Raw genomic sequence first — 19,487 nt, 5'->3', positions numbered from 1 at the left:
CTGGTAATTACCCGGGCTTACTGCCTTGTATCAAGGCGCTGTGTTAGCATGGTGACGTGCATTTTGCAATTGATCTTAAGGTGGTGAGTGTCCCCGATGAGAGCTAAACGAATCTTTTTTTGTATGACCATGCTTTTTTGCTCCCGTTTGTCCGGCACAGAGATCGACTTGATGCACTGGTGGGCATCACCGGCGGAGCAGAAGCTGGTGTCATTGATGGCAAAAGAGCTAAAACATCAGGGGGTGGAGCTGAGCGCATCAGGCGTGGCTGGTGTGGGCTTCCAGTCCTATTTCAGCCAGCTCACGGAACGCTTGCAGCAAGGCAGACCGCCCGATTTTGCGCAGTTGTCCGGACATCGCGTACAGCCCGCGCATCTCAGGGACATTGTCTATCCTGATGCCGCACCCGGCTGGGACGACTGGATCCCTCTGGCGGTTCAGCAAACGGCCAAGCAGGGAGAGCGGTGGTTTGCGGTGCCGGTGTCGGTGCACGCCATTAACTGGCTATGGGTGAATACATCGTTATGGCGGCAACTGGAAAGCCGCCCTCCCGATAACTGGCAGGAATTGCTGGTGGTGTTGCAGAAAGCACAGGACAAAGGCTGGATCCCACTGGCCGTCAGTGGCAGCAACTGGAATATCTCCGTGTTGTTCAGTGTTGTTGCCATTGATGTATTGGGAGTAGATCACTATCGCCGCATTCTGATAGAGCGGAAGTTACACGAGGGGGATGACAGGCGGCTGCGGCGTATTTTCAGCCGGATGAACACGCTACGGTCATTTGCTCCCGACAATTATCAGAGCCTGACGCCGCAGGATGCCATGGCGCTGATGCAAAATGGCCAGGCATTGATGCATTTACAGGGTACCTGGGCCAATGCAGCCTTAACCGGAGCAGGTTGGCAACCAGGGCGGGATTTTGAGTGTTTTCACTTTCCCGGCACTCAGGCCATGCCTATTTTTATCAGTGATTTGATGGTCAGTTATCAGGGTTCACCGGCCAGCCTGCAAGACAAACAACGCTTTATCAACACCATCATGGGCCGCGATTTCCAAAAGCGCTGGAGTCTGCTCAGCGGAGGACTTCCGGCCAGAGTCGATATTTCGCTGGATGGTTTCAACGATTGCTCGCGCAAGGTGATCAACAACATGAGAATGTCGCACATGCATGGCACTGTGGTGTCATTCAGATATGAACATCGCGAGCAGATTGAACAGGTCATCATGCATCACTTTAATCAGCAGCTTTCAGATGATGATGCGGTGGCTCGCCTGATTGAGATTTTGTCTCCCCCTCCAGTGACTGACTTCCCGGCATAACCACTCTCCAGGCATTACTTCTTTAGCGGCGGACTCTCCAGCAGGGAGAGCTCCGTCGCACCATTTTATTTCCCCTGAAGGAAAAGAAATTTCCGCTGCAGCAAAAGACAGCGACATTTCTCGGCATACCATGGGCACCAGAAAACCCATGGCAGCCAGGCTGTCTTCTCAGAAAATTTTGAATTCTCTGCCAGAGAGCACATTAAGGGGAAGCACGTTGATAAAGTTCAAAGGAAAACGCACTGCACTGGCCGTAAGCATGATGCTGCTGATGGGCAGCGCACAGGCGGAAGATTTAAAGGCAGTATTGACCGAAGCGCTGGAGCATAACCCGGAAGTTCGCTTTGAGGCTGAGGCGTTGCGGGTGCAGCAAGCTGAACAACGCAAGGAAAAAGGCGCTTATCTGCCGTCGGTGGATCTGGATGCCTCGCTGGGACTGGCGCGCCGCGATTTTGATGGCAGAGATAACTTTGATCGTGATTATGCCGAGCTGTCGGTGACGCAGTTGCTGTTTGACGGCTTTGGCGTACAGGGCCGGGTAGCAGAAGCAGGTCATCAAGTGACGGAGCAGTATTTCCGGTTGCGGGAAGAGGCCGAAAACAAGGCACTGGAAGTGACCCAGGTTTACCTGGATGTGCAGCGTTACCGTTATCTGACCGAGCTTGCACAGCGTAACGTAGACAGCCATCTTGCCGTGCGTGATCAGGTTATTCAGCGGGCTGATAAAGGAGTGGCGAACAAAGCTGACTTGTATCAGACCGAAGGGCGGCTGGCACTGGCGCAGTCTAACCTGCGCACGGAGCTAAGTAACCTGCAAAGTGTAACCGCTCGTTTCCAGCGTCTGGTAGGTCGTGCCCCGGGAGCCCAGCTCGATAAATCCCAGGAACTGTCGGCAGGGTTGCCCGCTGAACTGGAAACCATTCTCGGCAAGGTATACCGGAACAATCCGGCGTTATATGCCGCTTTTTCCAATATCGATGCCGCCGAGTCGGCCATGACCATTGCGGAATCCAACTATTACCCGACGCTGGAACTGGGTCTGAGTCACGGTATTTATCAGAACAACAACGGCTTTGATAATCGAACCGATCCCAGCCGCCGTGGGGATGAGAGCCTGATTGAGCTGCGTGCCCGTTATAACCTGTTCCGGGGAGGCAGTGATCGGGCTGCCCAGCAGGCGGCATATCACCGTATCTCCCAGGCTGAGAGCCTGCGTGACAAGACCTGTGTTGATTTGCGCCAGAGCGCCACCATTGCCTGGTCTGAACTGCAGAACCTGAAGCAAAAAATTGATCTGCTGCTGTCACACAAAGAATCATCTGTCCGGGTAGTTGAAGCATACCGCCAGCAATTTGGCATTGGCCGTCGTTCCTTGCTGGATGTGCTCGACTCTGAAAACGAAGCCTATCAGGCCGAGCGTAATTACATTCAGGGTCACTACGATCTGTTGCTGACGCGTGCCCAGGTCCTTAACAGCACGGGTGAACTGCTTTCCACCATGAAACTGTCGCCGCTTCCTGATGAATTCAGCCATTTGGGTGATGATCAGCAGCAGCGTGAGCTGCCGGCGCGTTACTGTGCGGCTCTCGCCGATGCTTATGTAACCATTAAGTGACCGGCTTATGCATGATGATGCTCTGACCCTGTGTCTGCTGCAGCTGGCGCAATATGCCGGCAATCCTCATACCAGAGACAGTCTGGTAGACGGGCTGCCACTGGAACAAGGACGGCTGACGCCGTCCTTACTGCCCAGGGCCGCTGCCAGGGCTGGGTTAAAGGCGAGTTTGTTGCGGCAGCCGCTGGCACGTATTAATACCGGTCTGTTGCCCTGTATTGTGCTGCTGAAAGATAACCGCGCCTGTGTACTTGAACAGCTGGACCGGAGTACCGGCCGGGTGGTGACGCGCCGCCCGGAGCTTGACATGGCACAGACTGAGGACTCGCTCAGTGAGCTCGAGCAGCACTATGGTGGTGTGGTTATCTATTGCCGGCCAGAGCTGTCGTTGCCTCAGGGAGATGCCGAAACTGCCGCCAGTGCCGATAACGGTCACTGGTTCTGGTCGGTTATCCGGCGTCACCGGCGCATCTACCGTGATGTGTTGCTGGCTTCTTTCTGCATTAATATCTTCGCCTTGGCAATGCCACTGTTCGTGATGAACGTCTATGACCGGGTGGTGCCGAATCAGAGCACCGCCACCCTGTGGGTGCTGGCAGCGGGTGTCATGATCGTGGTGTTTTCGGATCTGGCCTTGCGGCTGTTGCGCAGTTGGTTTGTGGAGCTGGCGGCAGGACGGGCCGATGGTGTGCTCTCTTCACGCATTATGGAACGGGTGATGGGCATGCGGCTGGAATCCATGCCTGCCTCGGCGGGGGTGCTCGCCGGTAATATTCAGGGGTTTGAGAGTGTGCGAGCGTTTTGTGGCTCCATGGTCGTCACGGCCCTGATCGACTTGCCTTTTTTCCTGCTGTTTCTGCTGATTATTACCATTATTGCTCCTCTGATGGCTGTGCCTGTACTGGCAGGGGCCATGTTGCTTTTACTTTATGCCTTGTCGGTGCAAAGCCAGATGAAACGGCTTGCCGATGTGTCGGGGCAGGTTTCTTCTCAGCGCAGTGCGGGTCTGATTGAGAGCCTGCATTTACTGCCGGTGTTTAAAATTTTCAATGCCACCGGCCGGGCGCAGGGCCGCTGGGAGCAGCAGAGCCGGTTTTTATCGGGCAGCAGCAGCCGGCAACGTTTGCTGGGGGCGTCGGTCAGTGTCGGGGCGGCCTGGGTTCAGCAGACCGTCTCCGTCGCCATGATTATTATTGGTGTTTACCTGGTTATCGACGGTCAAATGACGCAAGGGGCGCTGATAGCAGCCTACATGCTCAGCTCCCGGGCCATGGCCCCGGTCTCACAAACGGCGGCGCTGATGACCCAATATCATCAGGCTGCAGCGGCCCTGCATTCACTGGATGAACTGATGCATTCCCCTCAGGAGCGCAGCAGTACTGCACAGAACGGTCAAACAGCCGTGCGGGGAGACATTGAGTTTAGCAAGGTCAGTTTTACTTATCCCGGGTCAGAACGACCAGCATTAAATCAGGTATCCCTGAAAATCAGTGCCGGTGAAAAAGTCGGCATTCTTGGTGCGGCTGGCTCCGGCAAAAGCACACTGGAAAAGCTGATTCTGGGTTTGTACCAGCCGACAGAAGGGACGGTGTTTGTTGACGGACTGCACGGACAGCAGCTGGACGTGGCTACTTTACGCCGGCACGTCGGTCATTTGCCACAGGATCTGATGCTGGTAAACGGCACCATTTATGACAATGTCACCCTGGGTCAGACTCAGCCTTGCGCCACGGCATTGCAGCAGGCAGCCCGTATTGCCGGGCTGGAAACACTTATCGGCCGTCAGGCCGAGGGCTGGTCACTACCAGTCGGTGAGAATGGCCAGGCGCTGTCGGGAGGGCAGCGTCAGGCGGTGGCATTGGCGCGGGCACTGGCGGGAGAAGCACCGGTGCTGTTGCTTGATGAGCCAACCAGTGCCATGGACAGCCTGATGGAACAGCGGGTAACCAAAGGACTGGGGGAATATTGCCGTGCGCGTACTCTGCTGCTGATCACGCATCGTACGAGCCTGCTGTCGCTGGTGGATCGCCTTATTGTGATGGATCACGGTCAGATAATCGCCGATGGTCCCAAGGATCGGGTACTGGACGCGCTTTCCAAAGGCAGCTTACGCAGGGCAGCGGCATGAGTAAACCGAACCAATTGCCTGAACAACGGGGTTTTAACAGCCTGGAGCGGGTCACGGAGACGGGACGAGGCCGGCTGGCCGGTCTGTTAAGTCCCCTGCTTGACCGCTTTGATAAAAAAGATGGTGACTGGGTGCGCGATGCCGAATTCAGCATTCTTGAATCCCGCGAGCCGGGAGCCCGTGGTTTGCTCTACACCATTGTTATTGCTTTTTTGGCATTGCTTGTCTGGTCTGCGTTTGCACCCATTGATGAAATTACCCGGGGTGAAGGAAAGGTGATCCCGGCCAGTCAGTTGCAGATTGTGCAATCTACAGATGGTGGTGTGGTACGAGAGCTGTTTGTCAGGGAAGGTGACAAAGTGAGTGCCGGTGACTTGCTGGTGCGCATTGATCCCACCCGTTTTCAGGCCAGCTTTCAGGAAAGCGAAGTGCGTATTTTTGCGCTGCAGGCGAAGGTGGAGCGTTTGCTGGCGTTGATCAATAACAAGCCCTGGCAGCCCGAGAGCAGTGATGCGCTCAGTGCTCAGGAGCTGGGGGTGCTGGCCCGGGAGCAGGCATTTTATAACGAAAGCCGCAATGAGTATCGCCAGCGGGTTAATGTAGCGCGGGAGCAGTTAAGTCAGCAACAGCGCACCCTGGAGCAAGTAAACGCGAAAAAGCGGGCGGCCCGTCAGGCGGTCGGACTGTCATCCCGGGAACTGAGCGCCACCCGGCCGCTGCTTGACACCGGTGCGGTCTCTCCGGTGGAAATTTTGCATCTTGAGCGGGATCTGGCCGCAGCGTCGGGCGAACTTCGCCAGGCAGAAGCAGAGGTCGGCCGTCAGCAGGCAGCCATTGAAGAAGCCGAAGCCCGCATTGCGGAAATTGAGCATGCAGCCCGTAATCGCTGGCGTTCTGAGCTGAGCGATGCATCGGCAGAGCTGGCCAGTTTGCGTGAAGGAGCGGTTGCGCTGGCTGATCGGGTGAAGTCGTCGGAACTGTATTCACCGGTGAATGGTACCGTGCAACGGGTCCTTTATAAAACGCCTGGTGGTGTGGTGGCTCAGGGGGATCCTGTGATCGAGATTGTGCCTGCAGATGATCGCCTGCTGGTTGAGGCCAAAATTGCCCCCCGTGATATTGCCTTTTTGCGTCCGGGACTGCCGGCCATGATCAAGCTGCATGCCTACGACTTCTCCATTTACGGCGGCATTCCGGCCCGTGTGGAGCTTATCAGCCCCGATACCATTACCGATCAACGTGATAACACGTATTACCTGGTTCGGGCCATTACCGATGAAAAAGCGCTGTCGGATGCTCTTGAGGTGATTCCTGGCATGACGGCGCAGCTCGACATTATTACCGGAGAGCGCACCGTGCTTTCCTACCTTCTTAAACCAATATTACGTGCCAAAGCCAATGCACTGGGAGAGCGCTGAGCGGGAAACTGACTCAGCCTGGCGATAAAATTTAATAACGAGGCAGCATATGAACACCGTAGCAACTGTAATTTCACTGAGTGGTCTGGCCTGGGCGGTGGGACCGGATGGCACAAGTCGTTTGCTGGCACCGGGTGAGAGTATCGCGCCGGAAGAAACCCTGGTTACGGCATCGACTACCCGAGTAGAGCTTGACTTTGGTGATGGTCGTTTACTGGCATTTACCGGCGGTCGTGCACAGAACAACGCTGGTGAGGTGACAGAAGGCATTCCCGTGATTGTGCTGCCTGAGGCCACCCAGGGTACAAATACGTTGTTACCACAGCAACAGGGTTTATTCGGCGATGGTCATGCCTTTGTGCAAACGGTACGAATTGCTGAAATTATTGAGGCTGATGGCATTACGCCGCTGACGATTGCTGCGATTAAGGAGATATTAACGCCGCTGGCCATGAGCTGGGACAGGGATCCTGAAGAGCCGGAAGAGGAACGGTTGAATCAGGGGTTTATTCACGCTCGGAACACCGATGCTCGTTCAGGGGATGATGACGAGTCTCCGGGTGACGTTGGTGGCGGAGACCCTGGCGATGGTGATCCGGACGGAGGGAATGGAAATCCTGGCGATGGAGACGGTGATCCGGATGGGGGCGACGGTAATCCTGACGGAGGAGACGGAGAGGATCAAACCCCGCCCTCTGTCAGCGTTGAGCTGACCGGCACCGGCGACGATGGTGTCTACAACGAAGACGAAATCGGCGAAGACGGCACCGTCACCGCCGAGGTGACCCTGAACCCGGGCACCGAAGTGGGTGACACCCTGGTGGTCACCGACAAGGACGGCAATGTGCTGCTGGAGCGGCCGGTGACCGAGGATGATCTGACCAGTGGCATCAAGGTGGAAGTCCCGGTGCAACCGGGCGACAAAGACGTGACCGTGAACGCCACCATTACCGATCCGTCCGGTAACCGCGATGACGATTCTGACAACAAGCCCATCGACAACGTACCGCCGTCCGTCACTGTTGAGCTGACCGGCACCGGCGACGATGGTGTGTACAACGAAGACGAAATCGGCGAAGACGGCACCGTGACCGCCGAGGTGACCCTGAACCCGGGCACCGAAGTGGGTGACACCCTGGTGGTCACCGACAAGGACGGCAATGTGCTGCTGGAGCGGCCGGTGACCGAGGATGATCTGACCAGTGGCATCACGGTGGAAGTCCCGGTGCAACCGGGTGATAAAGACGTGACCGTGAACGCTACCATTACCGATCCGTCCGGTAACCGCGATGACGATTCTGACAACAAGCCCATCGATAACGTCCCGCCGTCCGTCACCGTTGAGCTGACCGGCACCGGCGACGATGGTGTGTACAACGAAGACGAAATCGGCGAAGACGGCACCGTCACCGCCGAGGTGACCCTGAACCCGGGCACCGAAGTGGGTGACAACCTGACAGTGACCGACAAGGACGGCAACGTGCTGCTGGAGCGGCCGGTGACCGAAGACGATCTGAGCAACGGCATCAAGGTGGAAGTCCCGGTGCAGCCGGGCGACAAAGACGTGACCGTGAACGCCACCATTACCGATCCGTCCGGTAACCGCGATGACGATTCTGACAACAAGCCCATCGACTGGCCCGTGACCGTGGACGTGCCCAACAACAACGACGCCATCACCCCGGATGCGGATAACACCGACCAGGTGGTGTTTGAAAGCGGTTTGAGCGATGGCTCCCAGCCCAACGAGACCGACACTCAGGTCAGCAGCCAGTTCACCCTGAAAGCCTTGGACGGCCTGGCCGAGACGGATGCGGTGACCATCAGCTATACCGATGTGAACGGCCTGCCAGCAACGCTGACCCTGAGCAAGGCCCAGGTGGAAGAGCTGGGCACCAGCAGCCAGAGTATCACCACTGAGTACGGTGAGCTGGTACTGAAGGGTTACAGCGAGAGTGAAAATGGCACCATCACTCTGGATTATGACTATACCCTGACCACAGCCCCGGGAATTGCAGGTGATGACACCCTTGACAGTTTCACCATCACTGCCAGCGACCGCGATGGCGACAGCCACAGCGACGATCTGACCATCAAGATTGTGGACGATGCGCCGGTGGCGAAGGATGATACTAACAGCGTCACCGAAGAGATGGGGCTGACGGCAACTGGTAACGTCATTAATAATGGCTCCGCCGGCGATGTTGCTGACACCACGGGGGCTGACGGCGCCACCGTGAGCGGCGTAACCAGCACCAATGTGTCCGGCAATACGGCCACTGAAACCGATGGCACCCTGGTCATCGACGGCCAGTACGGCACCCTGACCATCAATGCCGATGGCAGCTACACCTATGAGCTTGACAACGGCAACCTGGAGGTACAGGGGCTGACTGAGGGTGAATCCCTCGACGAGGTGTTCAATTACACCCTGAGCGACGGCGATACCGACGTCAGTAACGCCAACCTGACCATCACCATCAATGGCAGCAACGATGGCGTCAGCGTGGACGTGCCCGATCCAACCGACCCGGCCGATCCCAACTATCCGACTGAAAACCCGGACAACCCAACCAGCCCGACCTGGGGCAGCATTAACGATCATGTGGTGTTTGAAAGTGGTCTGAGCACCGGCTCTGCGCCCAACGGTAACGATATTCTGGTGGATTCCAGCTTTACCCTGAGTGCGCTGGATGGCCTGGATAGCATCACCTTTACTGTGAATGGCACCGAGACCACCCTTAGCAGCACTGTGATTGAAGCGCTGGATGGTAACAACCCCCAGACTATCCCCACCGAGTTTGGTGAGCTGGTGCTTAATGGCTATACGTTGAACGGCGATGGCACCATTACCATTGACTATGAATACACCCTGACCAGCGCGCCGGAGAACGGCACTCTGGGTGATGCCGGTACCTTCACCGATGACACCATTAACATCACGGTGAACGACACGGATACCGATGCTGACAGCCAGGATCTGGTGATCCGCATTGTGGACGATGCGCCGGTGGCGAAGGATGATACTAACAGCGTCACCGAAGAGATGGGGCTGACGGCAACTGGTAACGTCATTAATAATGGCTCCGCCGGCGATGTTGCTGACACCACGGGGGCTGATGGCGCCACCGTGAGCGGCGTAACCAGCACCAATGTGTCCGGCAATACTGCCACTGAAACCGAGGGCACCCTGGTCATCGACGGCCAGTACGGGACCCTGACCATCAATGCCGATGGCAGCTACACCTATAAGCTTGACAACGGCAACCTGAAGGTACAGGGGCTGACTGAGGGTGAATCCCTCGACGAGGTGTTCAATTACACCCTGAGCGACGGCGATACCGACGTCAGTAACGCCAGCCTGACCATCACCATCAATGGCAGCAACGATGGCGTCAGCGTAGATGTACCCGATCCAACCGACCCGGCCGATCCCAACTATCCGGCTGAAAACCCGGACAACCCAACCAGCCCGACCTGGGGCAGCATTAACGATCATGTGGTGTTTGAAAGTGGGCTGAGCACCGGCTCTGCACCCAACGATAACGATATTCTGGTGGATTCCAGCTTTATCCTGAGCGCGCTGGATGGCCTGGATAGCATCACCTTTACCGTGAATGGCACCGAGACCACCCTTAGCAGCACTGTGATTGAAGCGCTGAATGGTAACCCCCAGACTATCCCCACCGAGTTTGGTGAGCTGGTGCTTAATGGCTATACGTTGAACAGCGATGGCACCATTACCCTTGACTATGAATACACTCTGACCAGCGCGCCGGAGAACGGCACTCTGGGTGATGCCGGTACCTTCACTGATGACACCATTAACATCACGGTGAACGACACGGATACCGATGCTGACAGCCAGGATCTGGTGATCCGCATTGTGGACGATGCGCCGGTGGCAAAGGATGACACCAACAGCATTGCCGAGGATGTGGTGTCGGTGACCGGTAACGTGATTGCCAATGGGGCAGCGACCGATGTAGCCGACACCACGGGGGCTGACGGCGCCACCGTGACCGGCGTGGTCACGGGCACCGTGGCTGAAGGCGCGCACGTGCCTGACAGCAGCCTGACCATCACCGGCAAATACGGCACCCTGACGCTGAACCCGGACGGTGGCTACACCTACACACTGGATAACGACAACCAGATCGTACAAGGGCTGACAGACGGTGAAGCACTGAATGATGAAGTGTTCAGCTACACCATTACCGATCAGGATGGTGACAAGTCGACGGCGACCGTGACTATTACCATTAACGGTGCCGATGATAGTGTCACCGTGGACGTGCCCCACAACAACGAGGCCACCACGCCTGATGGCAATATCACCGATCAGGTGGTGTTTGAAAGCGGCCTGAGCAACGGCTCGTCGCCTAAGGCACTGGATACCCAGGTGAGCAATCAGTTCACTCTGGTGGCGCTGGACGGCCTGGCGGACGTGACCATCAGTTACACCGATGTTAACGGCCAGCCGGCCACCCTGACTCTGAGCAAAGCGCAGGTGGAAGGGCTGGCTGGTACCGATCAAACCATCACTACCCAGTACGGTGAACTGGTGCTGAACGGGTTCAGTCAGGGCACCGATGGCACCATTACCATCGACTATGACTACACCCTGACCACGGCACCGGAGGTGACCGGCGAGGATACCAACGACCGCTTCACCATTGCCGCCACTGACCGTGACGGTGACACCAACAGCGGCGATCTGACCATCAAGATCGTGGATGATGTGCCCGTGGCCGTGGCCGACACAGACAACGTAACCGAAGGGAACACCCTGACGGTGGACGCCAGCAATGGCGTGCTTGGCAACGATAAATCCGGTGCCGATGGCTGGGCCCACAGCGGTAATGCCGTGGTGGGCGTGGAGGCCGGTAACAGCGGCGTAGCCGCCGAGAACACCAGTGTTGGCCAGGAAATCGTCGGTCAGTACGGCACCCTGACGCTGAATGCCGATGGCAGCTACACCTATGTGGCCAATGCCAATAGCATCACTGCCGAAGCCCAGGACGTATTTACTTATACCGTTAAAGACAGTGATGGTGATCTGGTGGAAACCACCCTGACCATCGATGTGGCCGATGTCACCGGCTCGCCAGTTGATACCGCTGGCCAGGTGAATGAAGCCGGGCTGGCGGACGGCACTGCCCCCGACTCGAACGGCGAGAAAATCACTAATGGCAGCCTTGATCTGCAGCCGGGCTGGAATGTTGATGGCCCACAAAGCGGTTCGGCCAGCTTTGGTGACTGGACGGTAAATGCTGATGGTACTTTTAGCTACACCCTGACTCAGCGTACTGAAGACGTAAATGGCCAACCAGAGACCGACAGCTTCACCTACATAGTGGTGGATGAGTTTGGTAATACTGTGGAAAACACCGTGACCATCACCATTGTGGACGATGCGCCCGTGGCCGTGGCCGACACAGACAAGGTAACCGAAGGGGAGACCCTGACGGTGGACGCCAACAATGGCGTGCTGGGCAACGATAAATCTGGTGCCGATGGCTGGGCCAACAACGGCCATGCCGTGGTGGGCGTGGTGGCCGGTAACAGCGGGGTGGCCGCCGAGAATACCAGTGTTGGTCAGGAAATCGTCGGTCAGTACGGCACCCTGACGCTGAATGCCGATGGCAGCTACACCTATGTGGCCAATGCCAATAGCATCACTGCCGATGCCCAGGACGTATTTACTTATACCGTTAAAGACAGCGACGGCGATCTGGTAGAAACCACCCTGACCATCGATGTGGCGGATGTCACCGGCTCGCCAGTGGATACCGCTGGCCAGGTGGATGAAGCCGGGCTGGCGAACGGCACTGCCCCCGACTCGAACGGCGAGAAAATCACTAATGGCAGCCTTGATCTGCAGCCGGGCTGGAATGTTGATGGCCCACAAAGCGGTTCGGCCAGCTTTGGTGACTGGACGGTGAACGCCGACGGCACCTTCAACTATACCCTGACCGGCACCACCACAGACTTGGCTGGCGACGAGACTGACAGCTTTACCTACACCGCAGTCGATCAGTTCGGCAACACCGTTACCAACACCGTTACCATCACCATTGTGGATGATGCGCCGGTAGTATCTGCTACTGGCACATTGCCAGATAACCTGATCGTCGATGAAACCACGCTGGGAACCGAGGCAAAAAACAGTTTTGCCGGAGCCTTTGATTATCAGTTTGGTGCCGATGGCGCAGCAGCTACAGACAGCGTCGTATACACCTTGGAAGTAAACAACAGTGCAGCAGGCTTGGCTGATCTGAAAGACACCGCTACCGGTGACTCCATCAAGCTGGTGCTTGAAAACGGAACGGTAAAAGGTGTGGTTGATGGTGGCACTGCCGATGGTGAAACCGTGTTTACCGTGACTGTAGATGCTGACGGTAATGTCACCCTGACTCAGCAGCGCCCTATGATCCATGGTGATCCCAAGAATCCGGATGATGCATTTACCCTGCCATCAGACAGCATCAAGTTGACGGCTACAGCGACAGATAAAGATGGTGACAGTGACTCGGCCTCCATCGAGCTTGGTGGCCAGCTTGAGTTTAAGGATGACGGCCCTGCCATTACTGCCGCCCCTGCCGGTGGTACTGTGGATGAAGCATACCTTGCCAAAGGCAGTATTGGCACTGAAGACCCTGCTCAAATTACGGTGAGCAACAGCCTGAATGTGGACTTTGGTACCGATGGCGCCGGTGATGTGCAATTTACTGCTGGCACTGCTGCTGCTCTTAAAGATCTCGGGCTCACGTCTGCCGATAAGGCGCTGGCATATGAAGTCAGCACCGATGGCCATACCCTGATTGCCTACAAGGAAGGTGAGAGCAGCCAAACGCCTGTGTTTACGGTTGTTATTACCGATCCCACCGGCACGCCCGGTTACCAGTTTATCCTGAACGGCGCACTGGACCATGTTGATGACATTGGCAATACAGTTGACGAGCTGGGCCTGGTATTTGACAACATTCAGGTCACCGATAAAGACGGTGATTCAGTTGATACCGGTTTCACCATTACGGTGAAAGATGATGCGGTTGATCCGTCAGAGCCTCAGCTCGTTACTGTGATTGAAGACAGCGTGAGTGAAGGCGCGGGCAATACCTTTAATACCAACGCGGATGCGACCGGTGATAACACCAGCATTAACGATGGTACGCCTGATACAGAAGGCTGGGTTACAACGTCCCATGGTAGGGTCAAGGTGAATGCCGACGGTACCATCTCCTACGAGCCTGCTCCCAACTACAGTGGCAAGGACTCCTTTACCTACACCACCATTACCGATAACGACACCAAGACGTATACCGTTGAAGTGACGGTGAAACCGGTTTCCGATGCGCCGGATATTCCGCATGGCACGCAGACCGGTGATGTTGATGCGGTTGTCGTTCAAACGAAGGAAGACACTTCAGTTGCACTGGGCCTGAAAGTACCGGTGATTACCGATAATACGGACGAGAACGGGGCTGCTGAAGACAGCGGTGATGATCCCGAGCGTTTGGGTGAAATTACGCTCAGCCTTGGCTCCAGTGCACCGGCAGGAACAGTGCTGACCAAAGGAGATGGCTCAGCCCTGGTAAGCTCTGATGGTGTTTATAAGTTTGTGATTACTGATGTGGCTGACTTGCATCTGAATGGCTTAACAACGGCTAATGATGGTTCGGTTAACTACGTGACTCAAGCCGAATACGAAGCCATCAAGGCCCAGCCGGCAGACGATCGCCATGAAAACTTCGATGTGGTGGTCAGCGTTGACAGTTATGAGGTGAATAGCACCGGCAACAAGCTGCCGGATAGCCAGGTCAGCGGTACCAACGGCTCCAACAGCCAGCAAACCATTACCGTGGATGTGCAGGCGGTGACTGACGCGCCTGGGATTTCACTGACTGAGGCCGGAAATACCGGGGCGACCAGCATCGCAGTGACTGAAGCATCTGGCGGAAATAACGGCAAAATCACCGTATCCATGGAAGAAGACGGCACCCTGAACTTGCAGGACGTGCTGGGAGAAACCCTCAAGGATACCGACGGCTCCGAGTCTTATTGGTACGACATTTCCGGACTGCCGGCAGGCACGGTTGTCACTATTAATGGCAAAAAATATACCGCTGACTCTGAAGGTAACATCAGTATGCCGGAAGCGGATTACATGAACACCAATAACGGCGGCAACCCGGGCTTCAGCATCAAGCTGCCGACGGATTACTCCAACAGCACTGCGGATAAGGTCACCATCACGCTGAACACCAAAGACAGTGATGGTGACAGCTCTGTGACAACCACAACCGAGTCGGTGAGTGTGGATCTGGAGCTGCGTGTTTATGCCAAGCCGGATGACGTTAAACTCGAGAACCCTGATGCAACGCCGGAAGATACGGCGGTCGCTTTCCTCGACAAACTTGGGCTGAACGATACCGACGGCAGCGAGAGCATTACGCAGGTACGTATTACCGATTTTCCCACTGAGGGTGGCACCTGGATTTTGTACGACCACAGTGGGGATCCGGTAACCGTACCGGACGGTGGGGATGCGTCTGGCGGCGGCCTGATACTGACTGTAGGTACTGGTGTGGGTGAGTACACGCTGGATCAAATCAAGGAATTCACCCTGCAACCTCCGGCGCACAGCTCTTCTGATGGCACCATCAAGGTGTATATCACCACCGAAGAGGATGGAGCCAATACCGCGTCCGGTAACCCGGAAAGCCAGGAGTGGGCACATGACTTGAACATAACGGTGACTCCGGTTGCCGAGGATGCGAACACCGATTCTGATGGCAGTCATGGTGTTGATGTCACCATTAACCCGAGTCATGAATATACCACCGCAGGCAACGAAGATGAGTTTATGTTGCTTGGCAAGGATGCGGGTTTCAGTCTCGAAACTGGCTGGAGCAACGAAGATGGAAAAGCTCCGAACGGAGAGGGGACCGGTGTCACCGGTGGTGACGGCAGCGAAGAGACCTTTGCGCTGTTAACGCCTTATGATGTGGTTGGCAACAATGCCCAGATCAACGAAACCGGCAACCCGCTGGATGGCTCTGTCTTCAGATACAAGGATGCTTCTGGCGAGTTTAAGGGAGGTATCTTCAATGGCGAGCCGGTGAAAATTCCGGTGGAATATCTGGATAGCCTTGAGTTTAAAGGGCCGGCTAACTTCAGCGGCGTGGTCAAAATCAAGGTTGAGGCAGGTACTGTCGATTACGACGAGGATACCGGTGCAGCAACGAACATGGCCGTATCCGGTGAGTCCTGGCTGACCAACGTGATTGTGCACCCTGTAGCGGATCAGGTCACTCTGAAGGTAAATGCCCGTATCACCACTGATGAAGATGTGCCGGTTGCGCTGAATATCAACCCCACCAGTAGTGACAGTGATGAAACTTTTAATGTCACTATCAGTGGTATTCCTGCCGGTGCCACCATCACTTATAACGGGGTGGAATATAGTGAGGCCAACGGCAATATCACCGGTGGTTCCCTGATCATTGAGGACTTTGACGCCAGCAAGCAGCCTACGCTGACACCGCCCAAAGACAGCAACGAGTCGATCGACCTGAAGGTCGAAGCGGTTTCCGTGGATACATTGACTTACATTGATAAAAATGGAGTTGAGGTCCACAGCCCGGTTGATGAATCACTCTCTCAGGAGCTGGATATCAATATCACGGTGCAGGGGGTACCCGATGAGCCGAAGTTGGAACTTGTTCAAGATAAGGTTTATGTCGAACAGGATCTCGACGATGCCGCCGGGGCCAACCAGGTTGCTCTGAGTGACTTGATCACCTCCTTTGGCAGCGGTGAAACAAGCGGTGATGGCTCTGAAGCCGTTACCCTGCGCCTCAGCGGTCTGCCGGATGGGTTTAATCTGGTCGGGGCCGGCAGTGTGCTGGGGGGCAGCGGCCCAGACCGGGTGTGGGTAATTGATGAAAACCAGCTGAGTAAGGTAAAAATTACCCTGCCGCCCAACTACAGCGGCAGCGTGAGCTTTACCGCTCAGCCGGTGGTCACCGAAAACGATAATGACTCGGAAACCTTCTTTGATCCGGAAAACATTGGTTTTACCGTTACGCCTTCGCCTGAGGCGGATCTTAGTGTCAGCTCCAATCTGACAGAAGACACCATCGGCAAGTTGGATCTGAGTGCTGTGCATCAGAACGGTGATACCGACGAGTTTATTACCGAAGTTAAAATCAAGGCGGTGGATGGCTTTACCTTCTACAGCGATGCTGATGGTACGACCGAGCTGATTCCCGGTGCAGATGGTTACTATGTGTTCTCTGGCGCGGATGTGAACAGCGTGTATGTCAAGGCTGATGCCAACTTCAGCGGAACTCAACGACTTGAGGTTGAGTATTACAAGGTGACCGATCCGTCCACTGATGGCAATGTTGATGAAGTAACGGTGCAAAAGGGTACAGCGACTCATGATCTGATTGTCGGCGCGGTTACCGATAATATTGGAGCTGAGCTAAATACCATTACCGCGGTAGTAAGTGGTGAAGACAGTTTCAATTTTGATGACACAACCGGTACTGCCACTGTTAACGGCACCGGCAAGGTCACGGTTAAAGTGGATATCAGCCAGCAGGCCGATGCCAATGCCGGTAACAAGACCGATACCGACGGCAGTGAGCAGCTCACTCATATTGTCATTGATGGCGTGCCGCAGGGGGTGAATGTGGAAGGTGCGGTGCAAACCGCTCCGGGTCAGTGGCTGATAAATACCAGTGACAGCTTTAATGCCGATACGCTCACCAAGGATCTGGTGTTTAACGTGACCGGCCTGGCGGGTACTGGCACCAGTGCCATTACAGTGACCGGTTACAGCAAGGATACCGGTGCCAGCAGCCAGAAACAGGCGGAAATCAGCTTTAACCTCGATATTAATCAAGGACCTGGTCCGGATACCGAACTGCCTGATGTTGAGCTGAGTGATAAAAACACGGTGCAAACAGAGGACTCAGGGTTCTCACTGGCTGAGCAGGTGGTTGGTACCATCACCGGCGGAAATGTGGATAGTTATCAGATAACGGTGACCCTGCGTACCAGCCCGGATGATGATACCGTCTTCACGGATGCCTCTGGTGTTCTGCTGACGCGTACAGAAGTCACTGAAAACGGTGAAACCGTGGTGCTCTGGACCAAGTCTGTGGATGTGGCATCCGGTGACAATGCTGACACCAAATTGGCTGGTTTGCTGGATGAGATCAAGGTACTGGCACCGGAACATGCCAACAACAATAACCTGCCCGGTGGCCTGCCGCTGGATGTCACCGTATCGGTGCATGCCGATGGCCTGAGCAAGCAGGACGAGCTGAAACCCAGTGTCAACCTGACGCCGGCAACCGACGAAACAACGGTTACGGTGGCAGCGGCTCCGGCAGGCGAAGGTGAAGATATCAGCCTGAATATCAGCCTGGAAAACCTGCCTGATGGCGGTTTCTCCAACGTTGAGGGGGATATTCTGTATGTGCAGCTGGGTGATACCGGCCTTGCCGGTGAGTTACTGGATGCCGATGGCAACACGCTGGAACCGAATGATGTTACCGGTGTGTATGAAATCCCGCTGGAGGCCAACGGCCAGCCGCCGGCGCTGACGTTCCGTCCGGACTCTAATCAGCCTCATCAGACCGGCAGCCTGACAGTCAATGCCTGGGTAAATAACCAGGAAACCGGTGCCAGTAATATCATCAAGTCAGAAGGTAATGGCACCCTCATTATTGAAAAGAGTAACAGTGGTTTTGAAGCGACCATTACCGCTGAAGGTGATGAACAGACCCAGGATCTGACAACGCCTGCACCCATTGAGCTCAATCTGGCAGGTCAGGGGCTGGTGGATACCGATGAAGTCATTGATGCCGCCTTTATTAACGGTCTGCCCCCGGGTTTTGTGGTGTATGTGGGTGCCGATGCAGCCACTGCCGGTCTTGCCAATAACGCCGGTAAAGACGCAAATGGCAATAACATCTGGTCGCTGCCCATTACCGACCCAAGTGGCCTGCCCGGTTACATTGCCGTGGTGCCGCCCAAAAACTGGAGCGGTACACTGGATGGTTTGAAGCTGACGGTGATGAGCGGTGAAACCGGTCTTGCTCCCACCGGCACAGAAATCGGGTTCGATCTGGTGGTGAATCCGCTTGCGGATGGCATTACCATTAACCCGACCCTGAGCTTTGGTGATGCAGGGGATGTGATCAAGCTGAACCTGAACGCGGCCATGAAGGATCCGGTAGCCAATGACTTTACCGGCGCTACCGACGGCCATACCGAGCGCACAACCCTGGAGCTTGAAGGCTTTACCGATGGTGAAAAAACCCTGTTCTATGTGGAGGGTGTGGAAATTGCTGCCGAGCGGGTAAGCTTTGCTGATGGCAAGCACACCATTACCGGCCTCACGCAAGAGGAGCTGGACGGGCTGGGCTTCGTTCACTCTGGCATGACAGGCGACATTACAGTTACCGCGACAACTCAGGAGGTGGATGCCAATGGCAATGCAGTCGGCGCTCCCTCCGCATCGGCAACAGGTTCCGTGGCGGTTAATGTGTCAGACAAGCTGCCTACCACCGGCGACGATAACCTGCTCTGGACCGGAGATGCCATTAACGGCCGTGATGGTGAAGACACCATTCAGCTGCGTTTTGGTGAAGAGCTGACCGGCAGTGAGCTGGCAGCCAATCTGGATAATATTGAAGTGCTTGATATGACCAGTAACGGTGCCAGCAAGATCGATATGCTCAGTGCCAGTGATGTGCTGGATATGACTGATACCGGAAAGAATCTTCGGATTGAGGGTAATACTGATGAAGACAGTCTGACTCTTGGTGACGGCTGGGATGCCGGTACTTCGCTGAAAGAGGGTTATACCACCTATACCTCTACCGATGGCAATAACATCACTCTGGAGGTTTCCAACAATCTGATTGTCGACTAATTGAAATCAGGTAAACAGGAAATAAAAAATGCCGGGCGTTCAGCCCGGCAT

At 55.6% G+C, this 19,487-nt stretch carries 5 protein-coding genes; all 5 read left to right on the top strand.

Going from position 1 to position 19,487, the window contains the following annotated elements; all coding sequences use genetic code 11:
* Positions 1-123: 123 nt before the first annotated feature.
* The 5 genes from B6S09_RS15880 (at position 124) to B6S09_RS15860 (ending at position 19,436) form a co-directional block, all read left to right on the top strand.
* The gene (locus tag B6S09_RS15880; protein WP_166670343.1) at positions 124-1,320 is read left to right on the top strand and encodes an ABC transporter substrate-binding protein; all 1,197 of its coding nucleotides are present in this window, start codon (positions 124-126) and stop codon (positions 1,318-1,320) included.
* Positions 1,321-1,537: 217 nt separating this feature from the next.
* The gene (locus tag B6S09_RS15875) at positions 1,538-2,935 is read left to right on the top strand and encodes a TolC family outer membrane protein (protein WP_166670344.1); all 1,398 of its coding nucleotides are present in this window, start codon (positions 1,538-1,540) and stop codon (positions 2,933-2,935) included.
* A gap of 7 nt (positions 2,936-2,942) precedes the next feature.
* Positions 2,943-5,063 (top strand): type I secretion system permease/ATPase, encoded by a 2,121-nt coding sequence (locus B6S09_RS15870; RefSeq protein WP_094279472.1) that lies wholly within the window; start codon positions 2,943-2,945, stop codon positions 5,061-5,063.
* Positions 5,060-6,481 (top strand): HlyD family type I secretion periplasmic adaptor subunit, encoded by a 1,422-nt coding sequence (locus tag B6S09_RS15865; RefSeq protein ID WP_094279471.1) that lies wholly within the window; start codon positions 5,060-5,062, stop codon positions 6,479-6,481. Before B6S09_RS15870 ends, B6S09_RS15865 begins: the two co-directional genes overlap by 4 nt.
* 49 nt (positions 6,482-6,530) lie before the next feature.
* Positions 6,531-19,436 carry a cadherin-like domain-containing protein gene (locus B6S09_RS15860; protein ID WP_094279470.1) on the top strand — a complete coding sequence of 4,302 codons (12,906 nt, stop codon included), beginning with the start codon at positions 6,531-6,533 and terminating at the stop codon, positions 19,434-19,436.
* Positions 19,437-19,487: the final 51 nt, after the last annotated feature.

Origin of the sequence: Oceanimonas baumannii (assembly GCF_002245495.1) — a bacterium.
In the GTDB taxonomy this organism is placed as follows: Bacteria; Pseudomonadota; Gammaproteobacteria; order Enterobacterales; family Aeromonadaceae; genus Oceanimonas; species Oceanimonas baumannii.
This window is presented reverse-complemented; position numbering and strand designations above follow the sequence as displayed.

Coding starts and splice junctions, on each gene's coding strand:
- B6S09_RS15880 (WP_166670343.1), top strand. CDS start 124: ATGACCATGCTTTTTTGCTCCCGTTTGTCCGGCACAGAGATCGACTTG.
- B6S09_RS15860 (WP_094279470.1), top strand. CDS start 6,531: ATGAACACCGTAGCAACTGTAATTTCACTGAGTGGTCTGGCCTGGGCG.
- B6S09_RS15870 (WP_094279472.1), top strand. CDS start 2,943: ATGCATGATGATGCTCTGACCCTGTGTCTGCTGCAGCTGGCGCAATAT.
- B6S09_RS15865 (WP_094279471.1), top strand. CDS start 5,060: ATGAGTAAACCGAACCAATTGCCTGAACAACGGGGTTTTAACAGCCTG.